Annotated in this window: 20 protein-coding genes and 2 tRNA genes; 15 read left to right on the top strand and 7 right to left on the bottom strand. The window is 56.8% G+C overall.

What is annotated here, in order from left to right; all coding sequences use genetic code 11:
- The first annotated feature begins 8 nt into the window (after nucleotides 1-8).
- From Q0746_RS14265 to Q0746_RS14250, 4 genes are all read left to right on the top strand, one after another.
- Nucleotides 9-698 carry a molecular chaperone DjiA gene (locus Q0746_RS14265; RefSeq protein WP_298261438.1) on the top strand — a complete coding sequence of 230 codons (690 nt, stop codon included), beginning with the start codon at nucleotides 9-11 and terminating at the stop codon, nucleotides 696-698.
- Between the two features lie 10 nt (nucleotides 699-708).
- On the top strand, nucleotides 709-1719 hold the full coding sequence (locus Q0746_RS14260; RefSeq protein WP_298261436.1) for an endonuclease/exonuclease/phosphatase family protein: 1011 nt from the start codon (nucleotides 709-711) through the stop codon (nucleotides 1717-1719).
- 38 nt (nucleotides 1720-1757) lie between these two features.
- Nucleotides 1758-2069 (top strand): hypothetical protein, encoded by a 312-nt coding sequence (locus tag Q0746_RS14255; RefSeq protein ID WP_298261434.1) that lies wholly within the window; start codon nucleotides 1758-1760, stop codon nucleotides 2067-2069.
- 76 nt (nucleotides 2070-2145) lie between these two features.
- Nucleotides 2146-2220, top strand: a tRNA-Gly gene (locus Q0746_RS14250).
- 94 nt (nucleotides 2221-2314) lie between these two features.
- Here the strand turns inward: Q0746_RS14250 and Q0746_RS14245 are convergent.
- Nucleotides 2315-3961, bottom strand: coding sequence for a Hint domain-containing protein (locus Q0746_RS14245; RefSeq protein WP_298261432.1), 1647 nt, complete (start codon nucleotides 3959-3961; stop codon nucleotides 2315-2317).
- Nucleotides 3962-4231: 270 nt separating this feature from the next.
- Between Q0746_RS14245 and hisB the strand changes: the two genes are divergently transcribed.
- Both hisB and hisH read left to right on the top strand, forming a co-directional pair.
- Nucleotides 4232-4819 carry an imidazoleglycerol-phosphate dehydratase HisB gene (gene hisB / locus Q0746_RS14240; RefSeq protein WP_298261430.1) on the top strand — a complete coding sequence of 196 codons (588 nt, stop codon included), beginning with the start codon at nucleotides 4232-4234 and terminating at the stop codon, nucleotides 4817-4819.
- Between the two features lie 49 nt (nucleotides 4820-4868).
- Nucleotides 4869-5519, top strand: a complete 651-nt coding sequence (gene hisH / locus Q0746_RS14235; RefSeq protein ID WP_298261428.1) for an imidazole glycerol phosphate synthase subunit HisH — start codon at nucleotides 4869-4871, stop codon at nucleotides 5517-5519.
- 3 nt (nucleotides 5520-5522) lie between these two features.
- Here the strand turns inward: hisH and Q0746_RS14230 are convergent, their stop codons facing one another.
- Nucleotides 5523-5678, bottom strand: coding sequence for a hypothetical protein (locus tag Q0746_RS14230; protein WP_298261426.1), 156 nt, complete (start codon nucleotides 5676-5678; stop codon nucleotides 5523-5525).
- 134 nt (nucleotides 5679-5812) lie between these two features.
- The gene (locus tag Q0746_RS14225; RefSeq protein ID WP_298261424.1) at nucleotides 5813-6199 is read right to left on the bottom strand and encodes a DUF2147 domain-containing protein; all 387 of its coding nucleotides are present in this window, start codon (nucleotides 6197-6199) and stop codon (nucleotides 5813-5815) included.
- Nucleotides 6200-6317: 118 nt separating this feature from the next.
- On the opposite strand from Q0746_RS14225, the gene hisA reads away from it, so the two are divergent.
- Together hisA and Q0746_RS14215 are read left to right on the top strand one after the other, a co-directional pair.
- Nucleotides 6318-7040, top strand: coding sequence for a 1-(5-phosphoribosyl)-5-[(5-phosphoribosylamino)methylideneamino]imidazole-4-carboxamide isomerase (hisA, locus tag Q0746_RS14220; RefSeq protein ID WP_298261422.1), 723 nt, complete (start codon nucleotides 6318-6320; stop codon nucleotides 7038-7040).
- A 94-nt stretch (nucleotides 7041-7134) separates the two neighbouring features.
- Nucleotides 7135-7608: a DUF2867 domain-containing protein gene (locus tag Q0746_RS14215; protein ID WP_298261419.1), complete on the top strand. Its 474-nt coding sequence runs from the start codon at nucleotides 7135-7137 to the stop codon at nucleotides 7606-7608.
- Here Q0746_RS14215 and Q0746_RS14210 read toward each other — a convergent pair.
- Entirely contained in the window at nucleotides 7605-8045 is a 441-nt protein-coding gene (locus tag Q0746_RS14210; RefSeq protein ID WP_298261417.1) for a DUF302 domain-containing protein, read from the bottom strand. The two genes, Q0746_RS14215 and Q0746_RS14210, sit on opposite strands and share 4 nt — an antisense overlap.
- A 123-nt stretch (nucleotides 8046-8168) precedes the next feature.
- Here Q0746_RS14210 and hisF point away from each other — a divergent pair, with 123 nt between their 5' ends.
- Together hisF and Q0746_RS14200 are read left to right on the top strand one after the other, a co-directional pair.
- Nucleotides 8169-8933, top strand: coding sequence for an imidazole glycerol phosphate synthase subunit HisF (gene hisF, locus Q0746_RS14205; RefSeq protein WP_298261415.1), 765 nt, complete (start codon nucleotides 8169-8171; stop codon nucleotides 8931-8933).
- Entirely contained in the window at nucleotides 8930-9238 is a 309-nt protein-coding gene (locus Q0746_RS14200) for a phosphoribosyl-ATP diphosphatase (protein WP_298261413.1), read from the top strand. The genes hisF and Q0746_RS14200 overlap by 4 nt, the downstream gene beginning before the upstream one ends.
- Here the strand turns inward: Q0746_RS14200 and Q0746_RS14195 are convergent.
- Nucleotides 9235-10197, bottom strand: coding sequence for a hypothetical protein (locus Q0746_RS14195; protein WP_298262143.1), 963 nt, complete (start codon nucleotides 10195-10197; stop codon nucleotides 9235-9237). The two genes, Q0746_RS14200 and Q0746_RS14195, sit on opposite strands and share 4 nt — an antisense overlap.
- Before the next feature lie 244 nt (nucleotides 10198-10441).
- Here Q0746_RS14195 and Q0746_RS14190 point away from each other — a divergent pair, with 244 nt between their 5' ends.
- Complete coding sequence (locus Q0746_RS14190) at nucleotides 10442-10849, top strand: hypothetical protein (protein ID WP_298261411.1); 408 nt, start codon at nucleotides 10442-10444, stop codon at nucleotides 10847-10849.
- Nucleotides 10850-11127: 278 nt separating this feature from the next.
- On the opposite strand, the gene Q0746_RS14185 is transcribed toward Q0746_RS14190, so the two are convergent.
- Nucleotides 11128-11211 (bottom strand) — tRNA-Tyr (locus Q0746_RS14185).
- Between the two features lie 94 nt (nucleotides 11212-11305).
- Between Q0746_RS14185 and rlmB the strand changes: the two genes are divergently transcribed.
- From rlmB to Q0746_RS14170, 3 genes are all read left to right on the top strand, one after another.
- Nucleotides 11306-12082, top strand: a complete 777-nt coding sequence (gene rlmB, locus Q0746_RS14180) for a 23S rRNA (guanosine(2251)-2'-O)-methyltransferase RlmB (protein ID WP_298261409.1) — start codon at nucleotides 11306-11308, stop codon at nucleotides 12080-12082.
- Nucleotides 12083-12091: 9 nt separating this feature from the next.
- Nucleotides 12092-12358, top strand: coding sequence for a hypothetical protein (locus Q0746_RS14175; RefSeq protein WP_298261407.1), 267 nt, complete (start codon nucleotides 12092-12094; stop codon nucleotides 12356-12358).
- 184 nt (nucleotides 12359-12542) lie between these two features.
- A complete protein-coding gene (locus tag Q0746_RS14170; RefSeq protein ID WP_298261406.1) occupies nucleotides 12543-13016 on the top strand; it encodes a CoA-binding protein in 474 nt (157 codons plus the stop codon).
- A gap of 1 nt (nucleotide 13017) precedes the next feature.
- Here Q0746_RS14170 and Q0746_RS14165 read toward each other — a convergent pair whose 3' ends face one another.
- Nucleotides 13018-13431, bottom strand: a complete 414-nt coding sequence (locus Q0746_RS14165; protein WP_298261404.1) for a VOC family protein — start codon at nucleotides 13429-13431, stop codon at nucleotides 13018-13020.
- A gap of 80 nt (nucleotides 13432-13511) precedes the next feature.
- Here Q0746_RS14165 and Q0746_RS14160 point away from each other — a divergent pair, with 80 nt between their 5' ends.
- Nucleotides 13512-14804 (top strand): O-acetylhomoserine aminocarboxypropyltransferase/cysteine synthase family protein, encoded by a 1293-nt coding sequence (locus Q0746_RS14160; RefSeq protein WP_298261402.1) that lies wholly within the window; start codon nucleotides 13512-13514, stop codon nucleotides 14802-14804.
- Nucleotides 14805-14883: the final 79 nt, after the last annotated feature.

The following is a 14883-nucleotide window of genomic DNA, read 5'->3' as shown; positions in this document are numbered from 1 at the left end:
CTAGCCCCATGTCAGTTTGGACACGCATATCAAACGCGCTTTCGGCGCTGGCCGCAGGGGAAAGCCTCTTGGCGGTTTTTGAGCATCTGCGCACCCCTCCGGAGCGGCGCGTGGGGTTTACCATTGCCGTCATTGCCCTTGGCGCGAAGATGGCCAAGGCCGACGGGCGGGTGACCCGCGATGAGGTTACGGCATTTCGCGAAGTGTTCACGATCCCCGCAGAAGAAGAAGAACAAGCGGCCAAGCTGTTCAACCTTGCACGGCAAGACGTTGCCGGATTTGACGATTATGCGCGCAAAATCGCAGATATGTTCGAGGACAACCACACGACCCTCTATGACTTGATGGAGGGGCTGTTCCACATCGCAATGGCCGATGGGAACTACCACCCGCTGGAGGAAAACTATCTGGCGGATGTCGCACGCATTTTCAACATCACCGATCAGGAGTTCCGCTGCCTTCGATCACGTTTTGTCCCCGACGCGACCCCCGACCCCTACACCGTGCTGCAGGTCACCCGCGATATGGATGTCGAGGAGATTCGCAAACGCTGGCGCCAGTTGGTCAAGGAAAGTCACCCCGACATCATGGCAGCCCGCGGGGTCCCGCATGAGGCGGTCAAACTGGCCGAGCGTCGCCTGATCCGCATAAACGCCGCGTGGGATGAAATCCACTCTGCGCTTGAACCCGCAGAGTGAAAACACCTCTATGAGAATTGCCACCTATAATGTCGAATGGTTCACCTACCTCTTCGATTCCAACAATGCCTTGCTGCAAGATGACAGCTGGTCGTCGCGCTACAATGTGACCAAAGCAATGCAGGCGCAGGCCGTGGGGCAGGTGTTTCGCGCGATAGACGCGGATGTGGTGATGGTGATTGAGGCTCCGGACAGCTCCCCCAACCGGTCGGGCAGTGCCGCACTGGAAACCTTCGCGCAACATTTCGGGCTGCGCGCCTCCAAGGCCCTGATTGGCTATGCAAACAACACCCAACAAGAAATCGCCCTTCTCTATGACCCCAAGGTGGTAACCGCGACCCATGACCCGCGCCAAAGCGAGGATGCGCCGCATTTTAACGAAACCTTTCAGATGGATTTGGACATCGACGCCAAGAAGGACGATGTGGTGTTCTCCAAGCCCCCCCTGGAGGTGTCTTTGACCACCAAAGCGGGAAACACCCTTCGCCTTATCGGTGCGCATCTCAAATCCAAGGCCCCGCATGGCGCGCGCAACGAGGCGGATGCCATGCGCATCTCGATCGCCAACCGCCGCAAGCAGCTGGCGCAATGTATCTGGCTGCGCGCCCGCATAACCGAGCACCTGAAAGCCGGCGAGTCGATTGCCGTCATGGGCGATTTCAACGACGGCCCCGGATTGGATGGCTATGAGAAGTTATTCGGCCGCTCTGGCGTGGAAATTGTGTTGGGGCAAACCGACGACCCTTCATTGGCCTTGTTTGACCCCCACGCCCATGCGGTCATGACGCAGCCCTTTGGGGCCCGCCCAACTACGTCGCGTTTCTTTGTGCGCCACGAAAACCGCTATCTAAACGCGTTGCTTGACTACATCATGGTGTCCCCCGATCTAAAGGCCAAAGCCCCGAAATGGCACATTTGGCACCCGTTTGATGATCCGGACTGCTGGAACTCTCCCGAGGTACGAGACGCGTTGCTAACCGCTTCGGACCACTTTCCGGTCACATTGGACATCGATCTGTAAAGTTTGAAATTCGACCGGTTTGCCCCCATATTCTGGGCATGAAACATGTGATCATCCTATGCGCTTTGGCGCTCTCCCCCAGCCACGCATCGGCGCAGGACACGTCGACGCCGTTCGGGCTTGAGGAGCTTGCGCCGCTTGCGGAGAACTTTCGGGAATTATTCGAAGGGCTGGCGGAGGATATGTTGCCCTTAATGGAACAGCTGTCGGACAAAATGTCTGACCTCAATGCTTACGAGGCCCCCGAGGTGCTCCCGAATGGCGATATCCTTATTCGCCGCAAACCAAGCCCCAATGTGCAGCCCGACGCGGAACCTAAGGTAAATCCGGACGGAAGCATCGACTTGTGAAAGTTTTTTGCATTTGTCGTGAATTCCCTCTTGCGGCCCCCGCGCACCACCGCTAAATCACGGCTCACCAGACGGCGCGGGCGTAGCTCAGGGGTAGAGCATAACCTTGCCAAGGTTAGGGTCGGGCGTTCGAATCGCCTCGCCCGCTCCATCTGGTCAAAACGAAAAAGCCTCGGCGCGAGCCGGGGCTTTTCTTTGTTTGATGGACGCCCTGAGGGGCGCATGGAGCCTGATCCCCTGCTCCGTCAAGCCGCCAGAAGATGCGACATTGCGCCTGTCACGCTCATACGAGCGGCCCGACCGAAACTGCCAACGTTCGAACGCAATTCCGGAAACACCTCAAATAGCTCATCCCGCGCGGCGTCGTTCAACCCAGGCAGACTGTAGTCCCCGGGTTGATAGCTTTCGCAAGCCACCCCGTCGGCCACCACAATCTGGTGTTTGTCGAACATCAGGTGATGATAGCTCACCCGCCCCATCCCCAACTGGCGAATGCTGCTTCCATTGACCAAATGCCGTGCTGCAATCAGCACCTCTTCTTGACCAAAATACATTTGCGGCAGATGGCCTGCGCGAAGAATTCTATGCTGGGGGGAGACCCGCAAGACGCGGTCGTTTCCAATCGCGCCTATGTCGAATTCAATCGGCGCGTGTTTGGAGCTGGCAAACATGTCTCGGCTGCCCGTCCACCGGATCGGTTGCGGGCCGTCGTCCTGCGTCAGCACAAGATCACCGACGCGCAACGTCTCAATACGGCGCAAGCCGCTTGGTGTATCAATCAGCGTCCCGTCACAAAAGCAAATCGGCGCCGCGTCAAAGGTGACGAAGGCACTGTCCGTGTTCCCGTCAGTATCGGCGACCGTGTAGCTAAATGAAGTCGACCCCAAGTTGCCCGCAGTGTTCACCAGCGTAATCGTGCCATTGGCATTCAGCGTCACATCTTGGCCCGTGGGAAGGTTCACGGTTTGCCCCGCGACAACGTTCACACCGTTGATCTGCGTAATCGTGAGCGCCTGCCCCGTCGGGTCAGTGTCATTGGCCAGAATATCTACGGTCTTGGGGTTTACCCCCCAAGTTTCGATGCCGGTGTCATCTGTCGCAATCGGGTCGGTATCCGAGGTATCGGGCACATTGTTCGATGCAATCACAATCGAGCTGTCGTAGGCAGTGTCCCCTACATCAGCGATTCCGATCATCAAGGTCTGGGTCACTCCGGGGGTGACAGGGATATCCAGCGACAAAGTCACCGTAAACCCGTCCATTTCCGTTTGATACGCACCGCTGACATTGTCGATGTATAAGTTCGGGTTTGCGCTATCGAACTGGCCATTTCCCGGATTGGGGTCATTGGCTTCGCTGCCGTTTGTCGGGTTAACGTTGCCCGCGTCATTGATGCCGTTTACCGAAATCTCTCCCGACCCGACAGAAATTGGCTGCGTTACCCCGTCAAGCTGGACCAATGCGATGTCGTTGAAGTTGGAATATACATACTCGTTGTATTCCTCCGAATAGAAGCGAAACTCGAGGTTGATCGAGGTTTGCCCGGGCTCAGGGGTGAACGAGATTTCAATGTAGGAAGCGTCAAAGGTAGACTGCCCCGCCGCCGTATTAAACGCCGCGTTGCCGTCGATGCCTGCCGTGTCGGTAGTCGTGCCCACACCGTTGTTGTTCGCGCCTGTTGCATTGGCAAATGTCGACACATTGCCTGTCGAAAAGATGACGCCGGTGTCAGAAGGAAGAACATCAGGATTGGTCGTGTCCCCATCGGTGTAAATACCCGAAGAGGCCGAATCGCCAAAATAGGTTGCCGAGTTGATCGTGAACCCTGCCCCCAAAATTTCTGTGGCCATCGCTACCGCGCTGGCCGATAAATCTGCGTTCAACGCCGCCATCTTTACTCGTCTCCACCTAACTCTTGGCGTTCAAAGACCGTGTCGGCGTGTTCGAAATATGGCGCGGTTTTGGAGTTTTTGCGCCTTTATCTCAAATTGTCTGAATTGAGCCCCATTGCTTGGCCGAGCCCGCCCCTAGCCGCGGTGGTTCAATTGTGGCGTTAAGACTGTCCGGCATTTTCGCGACAACTGCCCACGCCCGAACCGCGCCCCCTTGGCCTAAGCAACCCGCCTGCGTATAACGCAGCGAACGGCCCAAAGGAGAGCCCCATGCGAACCGCCAAAATTACGCGCAGTACGGCTGAGACCGACATTTCCGTAGAGATCAATCTCGACGGCACCGGCATCTATGACAACCAAACCGGCGTGGGCTTCTTTGACCACATGCTTGATCAATTGGGCCGTCACGCGCTCATTGACATGACCATTCGCGCCAAAGGTGATTTGCACATCGACGACCACCACACCGTCGAGGATACTGGGATCGCGTTGGGCCAAGCTCTGGCACAGGCCTTGGGCGACAAACGCGGCATCCGCCGCTATGGCGAGTGCCACCTTGCCATGGATGACGCGCAGGTTCGGTGCGCGTTGGATCTGTCGGCGCGCCCCTATCTGATCTGCAACCTCGACATTCCTACGCAAAAGATCGGGGCATTTGACACGGAGCTGGTTCAAGAGTTTTTCCAAGCTCTGGCAACCCACGGCGGCATTACGTTGCACATCGACCGCCTGCACGGCTTCAACAGCCACCACATTGTGGAAGCTGCGTTCAAAGCGGTGGCCCGTGCCCTGCGCAGTGCCGTTGAGACCGACCCGCGCAAATCCGATGCCATCCCATCGACCAAAGGCACGCTTTGAGCGCTGATCGCAACCTCGAACGCCCTGCCCCTAGAACCGGAGCCTCACTATGCTGACCGTCCTCGTCGATTACGATAGCGGTAATCTACACTCGGCTGAAAAGTCGTTTCAACGCATGTCCGCAGAGGTTAACGGCGGGGAGGTGATCGTCTCCTCCAAGCCAGAAGACGTGGCGCGGGCTGATCGGGTTGTGTTGCCTGGTGACGGGGCCTTTCCAGCGTGTCGCAACGCCTTAACCCGTGATCGTGCCGCCTTGTTCGAAGCCATTGAAGACGCTGTCATTGCCAAGGCGCGCCCCTTCATGGGGATTTGCGTCGGCATGCAAATGATGGCCAGCTTGGGACGCGAATACGAGGATACAAAAGGGTTTGACTGGATCGGAGGCGAGATTGCGATGATCACACCTTCGGACCCTTCGTTGAAAGTGCCTCATATGGGGTGGAACGATCTGGTTTTGGATGACGTGCCCGCGGCCCACCCTGTGTTAGAGGGTGTCAAAACCGGCGATCACGCATATTTCGTCCATTCCTACAGCTTCCGCGTGGCAGACCCTGCCCATCGCTTGGCACATGTGGATTACGCCGGAGACATCACCGCCATTGTGGGGCGCGACAACATGATCGGGATGCAGTTTCACCCCGAAAAGAGCCAATCCACAGGCCTGCGCATGATCTCGAACTTTCTGCGCTGGGCGCCGTAACGGCTACCAGGTCACAGATAGAACAGGCACGCCGCTGACTTCGGAATTGGAAATCATCTGCACCCAGCCTTCGACTTCCGTGAGCGGAACATCCATCTTGATGGCCGAGCACCCCAATGTCAGACTTCCGGTGATGGCAAGTAAAATAAAAGCTTTCATCTGTTTCTCCCAAGCAACGAACCATTTGTGGCTCTGCTTGACAATCCGCTGCAGGAGATAAGATTGGGTGAATTTTGGAACCAAAAGGCCGAGGGGTTACCTCGACATTTATCTAAATAGATTGTGAATTCTATCTACTTCAAGCGGGTCCATGTTTGCTTGGAGCACAGCAAGCCACCAGCAATGCAGCCCGCCAGTTTCAAGCTGTTTCCGCCAAGATCAATCTTGCCATAATAAATTTTGTCATTTGAGGGCCGCCAAACCTTGCCTTCGTATTTGCCACCGCCCAATGGCTTCATCGAGCGCACAATCTGCTTGCCAAGATTTGGTGACTTATATTCCCCCGACGCATTGAACGTCCGTGAAATTGTCCCGCAAATGGCGGCCCCACATTTCGCCATGGTAACATGTGCATAGGCACCGTCATCGACCTGTGTCTTCCAAACGCCTTCGGCCGGATCGGCCATTGCCTGACCTGCAAACGCCAGTACAAACGCGGCTGCGAATTTAACTGATTTCATGGTGTCCTCCCTGTTCTGGCAAACATGGTGCGAAATCTGGCGCGCAAATCAAGCGTGACGTCGGGGCGCGAATGTGGAATAGACCGCTCAAATCTTGCTGACATGAAAGCCCAATGCCATGATCCTTTACCCTGCAATCGACCTCAAAGATGGGAATTGTGTCCGCCTGTACAAAGGCGAGATGGAGCAAGCGACTGTGTTCAACGACAACCCCGCCGCACAGGCCATGGCCTTTGTCGAAGCTGGGTGCGAATGGCTGCATCTGGTCGATCTGAACGGGGCATTCGCCGGTGAGCCGGTCAATGGCGATGCAGTGGATGCGATCCTTGAGCAAACGCAAGTCCCTGCCCAGTTGGGGGGCGGTATTCGTGATATGGCCACAATTGAACGGTGGTTGGATAAAGGTCTGGCGCGCGTGATCCTTGGGACGGTGGCCGTCGAAGACCCCGATCTGGTACGTGAAGCGGCCCGTGCCTTTCCGGGCAAGGTTGCCATTGGCTTGGACGCGCGTAACGGCATGGTTGCCACGCGCGGCTGGGCCGAGGAAACCAACATTGAGGTGACGGACCTTGCTCGTCAGTTCGAGGACGCGGGCGTCGCGGCGTTGATCTACACGGACATCAACCGCGACGGCGCCATGCAAGGTCCAAACGTGGAGGCCACCGCAGCTTTGTCGCGGGCGGTCTCTATCCCTGTGATCGCATCGGGTGGCGTGTCGTCGCTGGACGATCTGCGCGCCTTGAAGGCAACGGGTGCTCCTTTGGACGGCGCGATCTCGGGGCGTGCATTATATGACGGGGCTATTGATCTGAAAGAAGCGCTGGACCTGCTAAAAAGCTAGCGACCTGCGCGCAGATAGCGCAGGGTAATTTGCGCAAGACATAATAGGGTCGATCAGGCGCGGGCAATACCGTCCGCGATTTCGGAAGTGCACTATGTCCCACAAAGTCAAATCCAGTGAATTGTCCCCAGACAGCCGTTTGCAAAGCTATGTCGCGCATGGGGACTTCATAGACTGCTTCACGGTATCCAGCCCTATGCCCGCGCGCCAAGCCGCTGAAATTATAGTTGATTTCCCTAACTGGGCGCAGCCCCTTCTGCGCTTGCGTGGGTTGATCACGGCCCCGTTCGGCCTATCGCAAGACGGCCCTGACGCCGAGGACAAATTGGGCCCCTTCCCCGTCGAATATACAAGCGACACCGAGGTCATCGCCGGCTTCAATGACAAGCACCTGAATTTTCGCGTATCGGTCTTGGCGCACCATGGTCAGGTATCTTTGGCAACTTGGGTGCATACACACAACATAGGCGGCAAGTGCTACCTTGCCGCCATCATGCCATTTCACATTCTCATTGCCCGCAACGCGTTGGCCCGCGTGGCCAAAGCGTCAAGGCCGGTTGCCGCCTAGTTCGCGGCCGCACCTGTCAGCTTGCCCAAAGCACCTTGCATCTTTTTGACGAAGGGGGCGTCCGCCGCGATATCAAGATCCGCGAACATGTCGGCGGGATCTTCATAGGTCAGGACAGAGCCGCCCTCGACCTCATGCACAGCTACCTTCAAAGGCAGGTACAAAGACGCGCGCAAATCGGCATTCATTGCCGGTGTGCCAAGCTTCGGGTTGCCGAAGATCAGTACTTGGGCTGCGGGCATTTGCAGATCGGCATTTGCCGCACCCTTTTGATGGTCGACGCGGGCGAAAACGGTTGCACCGGCATTTCCAACCGCCGCCTCTAGGGCGTCCATGGTCTCCGATACAGGTTTCGCGGATTTTACAGTGATCAGTTCAGCGGACGCAGGCATAGCTACACTCACAATTAGGGCTGCAGACATAATTATCTGACGCATGATGGGTCTCCTCAAATGTAATTTGCGCACAACACGATACCTAGGACTGAAACACCAATCACATCACTGGCATCACGGGCAAATTGGCGTTAAACCGCCCCCAGACCAGCCGGAGACGTCATCATGTTGAAAACCCGCATTATCCCCTGCCTCGACGTCAAGGACGGCCGCGTGGTGAAGGGCATCAACTTCGTGGACCTCGTCGATGCGGGTGATCCTGTTGAGGCCGCAAAGGCCTATGACGCCGCCGGAGCGGATGAGTTGTGCTTCTTGGACATCAACGCCACCCACGAAAACCGCGGCACTATGTTTGATGTGGTCACCCGCACCGCAGAGGCCTGCTACATCCCGCTGACAGTGGGCGGCGGTGTGCGCACCCATGAGGATGTGCGCAAACTGCTTTTGGCGGGGGCCGATAAGGTCAGCTTCAACTCGGCTGCGGTGGCCAATCCCGATGTCGTGGGCGAGGCAGCTGACCGCTTTGGCTCTCAGTGTATTGTTGTCGCGTTGGACGCGAAAACCGTAAGCCCCGGCAAATGGGAAATCTTCACCCACGGCGGGCGCAAACCCACAGGCATTGACGCAGTAGAATTCGCCAAAACCGTTGTGGCCAAAGGGGCTGGTGAAATTTTGCTAACCTCCATGGACCGCGACGGCACGCGAGCGGGCTTTAATCTGCCTCTGACCCGCGCCATTGCGGATGCGGTCCGCGTACCGGTCATTGCGTCTGGCGGCGTTGGCACATTGGATCACTTGGTTGAGGGCGTCACCGAAGGGCGCGCAGATGCGGTGCTGGCAGCCTCGATCTTCCACTTTGGTGATTACACCATTGCCGAAGCCAAAGAACATATGGCCAAAGCGGGATTAAACATGAGGTTGGGCGCATGACCCTAAATGATCTGGAAGCCATTATCGCCTCGCGCAAAGAGGCGGCCCCTGACAGCTCATGGACGGCCAAACTGCTGTCCAAGGGCCCAGAAAAATGCGCCGAGAAATTTGGCGAAGAGGCCATTGAAGCGATTATCGCCGCCGCAAAAGACGACCGCGAAAACCTGACCAATGAAGCCGCAGATGTTTTGTATCACCTGCTGGTCATGCTGGCGGCCCGCGATGTCCCCTTGAGCGACGTCATGGCTGTGCTAGAGGCCCGTACAGGCCAATCAGGACTTGCCGAGAAAGCCGCGCGCGATTAGCGCAGCCACAGTTTGGCGCGCTTGATCTGGTTGCGCAGGGCTTGTTCACGGCGCGGTAGGTTTTCGCGGTCAAACATCTCGCGCACCTTATGTCCTTTGCCTTGCAACACGATCCGGCGGATCGGTTCATATTGCTTGAGGACCTTCTTGATCTTGTTGGGGGCGACGACCTCTTCCAACACCTTGACCGTCTCGTCGGTTTCGCGTGCGTAAAGCAGCGACAACACGCGGTAATGGCAGGTCACCACATTGTCCAACATATCCGATACTTCGGGCACCCGCCCGCCTCCGAAGGACTGGATCACCAAGGGCAAGGCCACTTGATCCAACCATGGTTTCATCTCTTGGCAGATAAGTTCTTCAGGTGGTTCGTCGCGGATCAGGCGGGCATACTCCAAGAAGCGTTCGCCAAATTCCTTGGGGCAGCGGAAGTAGAAAAAGCCCGCGTTAAAATACATATACCGGCGCCAGTATTCATCCGGATAGCTGGTATCGAGCGAGCTTTCAAAATCCAGCCCGAATTTCGTGTAGAGCGAGCCCCAGATTTGATTATATCCTGGCCCGTATAGCTCCAACTGCGGCCATGTGTTTTCACGCTTCATCGACGCCGTGGGGCGGTCAAAATCGAACGGAACCTTGCTCAGGTCACCGGTGATGATTGTATCGGTATCAAGGAACAAGAACGGCTCGCCCTCGGGCATCACCTGAAGCGCCTCGATTTTGTTGCCGTAAGGGTAGCCACAGCCGAAGACTTGGTTCTCAAAGGGCCTGATCTCAGCGCCAAGCCTTTCCAACGCCTCACGAACATCGGTGTTGGCCATGCGCGGGTCATTGTCCCAGCGGTGATTCATTTGCGGCTCGGCAATGATGACGCGGCCTTTGAAATTCGGATTGGTCTGGCGCAAGGACGCCACCAACAACAGCGCTTCGAATTGCAGTCGCCCCCCTTGGCCGACCATCAATATATTGAAGGTTTGTGGCGCGGGTTTCTTGGCAGCTTTGGCCTTTTTCGGCTTGGCCGTCGCTTTGGCGGATTTGGGTTTGGTGCTCTTGGCCATGTCGTCTCTGCTTTTTGATTGAGGACAGCATAGGTCGAAAACATCTGCGCCGGAAGTCATATGGGGGTGCAGGATGTGAATTGTTTGCGTCCTGCGGCAGAGTTGCGCGATACTGAGCCATATCACCCGAACCGGAGGCCCCACTATGCGCGCTTACTTCTTGGCTCTCGCCCTTGCCATGCCCGTTCAGCTGGCAGCACAAGACTTCACCACATCGGCAGGGGTCAAGCCGGTTTTGGAACTGATCCGCCCTCAGTGGATCGCCATTCGCCCCTATGAGGGGCAGGACCTGCTCTATATGACCACGTTGTTGACCTATCGCTGCGGCATTGAGGAAATCCGCTATGCAACCAACGGCGCGGACATGCAGGTCTGGGAGGGTGAACCGTGCCACCGCGACGAGGCCGCCCCGATGGCGTTGAAAATGGAAGACCACCTGCCCTATGTGGTGGCCCCTTTGGACAGTTTGCAAACGGTGTCCATCGAGCTGGTGTTTGATGACGGCTCCACGCTGGAACATAGTTACCAGCGCAAGGATGTGCAGATCAATTGAAGTGCTACCGGTATATTCCGGAATCAGTGCCCTCATGCACCCAAGGCGCAAGACCGGTGCTAGCCTTTGAGCATCCCGCACGTCCTTTATACTGATAGGCGGAGAAACGACCGCCAAAGCGGCCCGAATTGGGGGCGCCAACGGATCCGCCCCTTTCGGTCGATATGAAACTAGGGCCTGATATCTTCGCAGATCTTCCCCACTTGCAGGTCACGGCGTGACGCTAGCCCAGCCGCGATACCGCGATGAGATGTATATAAATCAACATGTTGGATTAGTGGTGGGCGACCCTGGAATCGAACCAGGCGTGCGTCTCCGCGAGAGAGTTACAGTCTCCTGCCACACCTTGCGGCCTGTCGCCCACTGGCGGCTGAGATATAAGCCAACCACTGCCCCGTCAATACGAAAACACACCGCCGCTTGCGCTTTTCTCTCTCAGATGATCTAGACCCCCTTATGAAGCAGAAAAAACCCACATGGGTCATCCAAAAAGAGCGCGACCGCCGCGCTGCCGCCGCCGAGACCGTTTGGCTCTTTGGCATTCATGCTGTGCGCGACGCATTGTCCAACCCAATGCGCGAACGTCTGCGCCTTGTTGTGACCAAGAATGCCGCCGACCGTTTGGCCGAAGACATCGCCAAATCAGGTATGGAACCTGAGATCAGCGACCCGCGCAAATTTGCAGCGCCGATTGATCCTCAATCCGTCCACCAAGGGGCCGCACTTGAGGTGAAGCCTCTGGATTGGGGCAACCTGACCGAACTTTGTGCCCCGCGTGGAAAGAATGCTCGGGTGATCCTGTTGGACCGTGTAACCGATCCGCATAATGTGGGGGCAATTCTACGCTCGGCGGAAGTCTTCGGAGCCCGTGCAGTAATCGCCCCGCATCGCCATTCAGCCCCAGAAACGGGTGCTTTGGCCAAGACAGCCTCCGGTTCACTGGAACGCCAGCCGTATCTGCGCATCAAGAATCTTGCGACCACGATGGAAGCCCTACGCGAGATGGGCTACCTTGTGGTCGGGTTGGATGCGACGGGTGACACATCGCTTGATGACATTCAGCAAGACCAACCCATCGCCCTTGTTTTGGGCGCAGAAGGCCCTGGTCTTCGCGAAAAAACCAAGGAAACATGCGATACGCTGGCAAAAATTGATCCGGCGGGGGAATTTGGCTCGCTCAATGTCTCGAATGCGGCGGCAGTGTCCCTATATGCTGTGGGTCGCCCCAGCTAAGAGTCACCGATGCGCCCAAACATCAAAATCGCCACCTGCTGCTATTGCGGCAGCCGCTCCATGCTGAAGCCCACCGCGCGCCACGGGCATGAATTAGCCTGCGCTAGTTGCGGGGCCCCCTTGCACGAAATGAAATGGCTAAAGGCACCGGCGCAGCCTGTGAAGGCGCGTCCGACCAAGACCTTTCATTCGGCCCGCAAACGAAAGCCGCGAAAGGCGTTCTGGCGTCGCGCCCTCGAAGAGGTCTGGGACGAGGTCGAAGATATCTTCGACTAGATCACGTTTCTGTAAGAATGCTGGCAATCGCTGCCGCCCATTCCCATGTCGATTGCATGGGCGCCGCATCGGAACTGCGCGCCCCAATATACTGTCCCTCGTTCCGTGACTGCGCCTGTGGCCCCCGCCATGGGCGCTTTTTTTGTAGCTTGCGTCACCGGTGATCCACTTCCATAGTTTCGGAATGGAATACTCCGATGCCCATCTTAAAAACGTCTTGAAGTCCACTAAGGTGATTGCCTGCGTTGGCATTTCGGCCAACCCCGTGCGGCCCAGCTACTATGTGGCGCGCTATCTTACGCTAAAGGGGTTTACGGTCATTGGTGTGAACCCTGGCTTGGCGGGGCAAAGCCTGTTTGGCCAGACCGTCGCGGCGCGCCTGTCGGACATCCCAAAGAACGCCCATGTGGATATGGTAGATATCTTCCGCCGATCCGACGCAGTTCCCGCAATTGTCGACGAGGCGCTTGAGGTTTTGCCTGAGTTGCGCACCGTCTGGATGCAAATCGGCGTCTCTCATGATGCGGCCACCTCCAAAGCGGAAACCGCAGGCGTCACGGTCATTCAAAACCGTTGCCCGAAAATTGAGTACCAACGTCTGTTTGGCGAATTGCGTATGGGCGGCTTCAACACCGGTGTGATTTCGTCGAAGTTGTAGCTTAGCTCGCGAAAACGCCTGACATGTCGCGAAACCCTTTGATTTCGATCGGGTTCCCAGACGGGTCACGGAAGAACATCGTCCATTGCTCCCCCTGCTCCCCTTCGAAGCGCACGGAAGGCGGCAGCACCCACTCAGTGCCCGCCTGCGCCAAGCGGTCAGCCAAAAGGCGCCAGTCATTGTAGTCAAGCACCAAGCCCAGATGCGGCATCGGCACCATGTGATCCCCGACTTTTCCCGTCAGATCATTGGCAAACGGGGTTCCGACATGCAGGGACAACTGATGCCCGAAAAAGTCGAAGTCCACCCAAGTGTCTGTGGATCGCCCTTCCTTGCACCCCAATACGTCACCGTAGAACCTACGGGCCTTGTCAAGGTCGGTTACGTGGTAGGCAAGATGAAAGGGAGTCAACATGATGATGATTTACATACCATTGTAGCAGTCCGGACAACCCTCTAGTGTCCACCGCAAGTTAAAATCTTAGGGAGATTCAAATGTCCGATCCACAAAACCTTGGCTTCGACACGCTGCAAATCCACGCAGGTGCACGGCCAGATCCAGCAACCGGCGCACGCCAAACCCCTATCTACCAAACAACAGCCTATGTGTTCCGCGACGCCGAGCACGCGGCCGCTTTGTTCAACCTGCAAGAAGTAGGCTATATCTATTCGCGTCTGACCAACCCCACGGTTGCAGTGTTGCAAGAGCGTATCGCAACCCTAGAGGGTGGCGTAGGCGCAGTTTGCTGTTCTTCGGGGCACGCCGCTCAGATCATGGCGTTGTTTCCATTGATGCAGCCAGGGTGCAACATCGTGGCATCTACACGCCTTTATGGTGGCTCCGTGACGCAATTGTCCCAAACAATCAAACGCTTCGGCTGGGAGGCTAAATTTGTCGACATGGACGACCCTGCCGCCGTTGAGGCCGCTGTCGATGAAAACACCCGCGCCATTTTCGGCGAAGCCATCGCCAACCCTGGTGGCCATGTCATGGACGTGCGCGCAATCGCAGATGTTGCCGATAAGGTCGGTCTGCCTTTGATCATCGACAACACAACCGCCACCCCTTACCTGTGCAACCCAATCGCCCTTGGGGCCACATTGGTCGTCCACTCCACCACGAAATACCTGACCGGCAACGGCACGGTGACCGGTGGCTGCGTTGTGGACAGCGGCAAGTTTGACTGGACAGCATCGGATAAGTTCCCGTCGCTTTCCCAACCCGAGCCCGCCTATCACGGCCTGACCTTCGCCGAGACATTCGGCCCCCTCGCCTTCACATTCCACGGTATCGCAATCGGATTGCGTGATCTTGGCATGACGATGAACCCACAGGCGGCGCATTACACGTTGATGGGGGTCGAAACCCTGTCATTGCGCATGGAGCGCCATGTCTACAACGCCGAAAAAGTCGCGGAGTGGCTGGAAAATGACCCACGTATTGACGCGGTTACCTATGCGGGTCTGAAATCATCGCCTTACTATGACGTTGCACAAAAGGTCTGCCCGAAGGGGGCCAGCGGCCTGTTCACCTTCGCGGTGAAGGGCGGATATGACGCCTGCGTCAAGCTGGTCGACAACCTTGAGATTTTCTCTCATGTGGCCAATCTGGGCGACACGCGGTCGCTGATTATTCACTCGGCATCGACCACGCACCGTCAATTGACCCCAGAGCAGCAAGAGGCCGCCGGTGCCGGTGCCAACATGGTGCGCGTCTCCATTGGTACTGAAAACGTTGAAGATCTGATCGCTGATTTGGATCAGGCGTTGTCAAAAGCCACAGCTTAACTGCATTCCGCCCTCGGCTTAGCTGTCGGGGGCGGTTTAACTTCCTTATGGCGCGAATGTAATATATCCTTGCGCTATC

Origin of the sequence: uncultured Litoreibacter sp. (genome assembly GCF_947487515.1) — a bacterium.
Classification (GTDB): Bacteria; Pseudomonadota; Alphaproteobacteria; order Rhodobacterales; family Rhodobacteraceae; genus Litoreibacter.
This window is presented reverse-complemented; position numbering and strand designations above follow the sequence as displayed.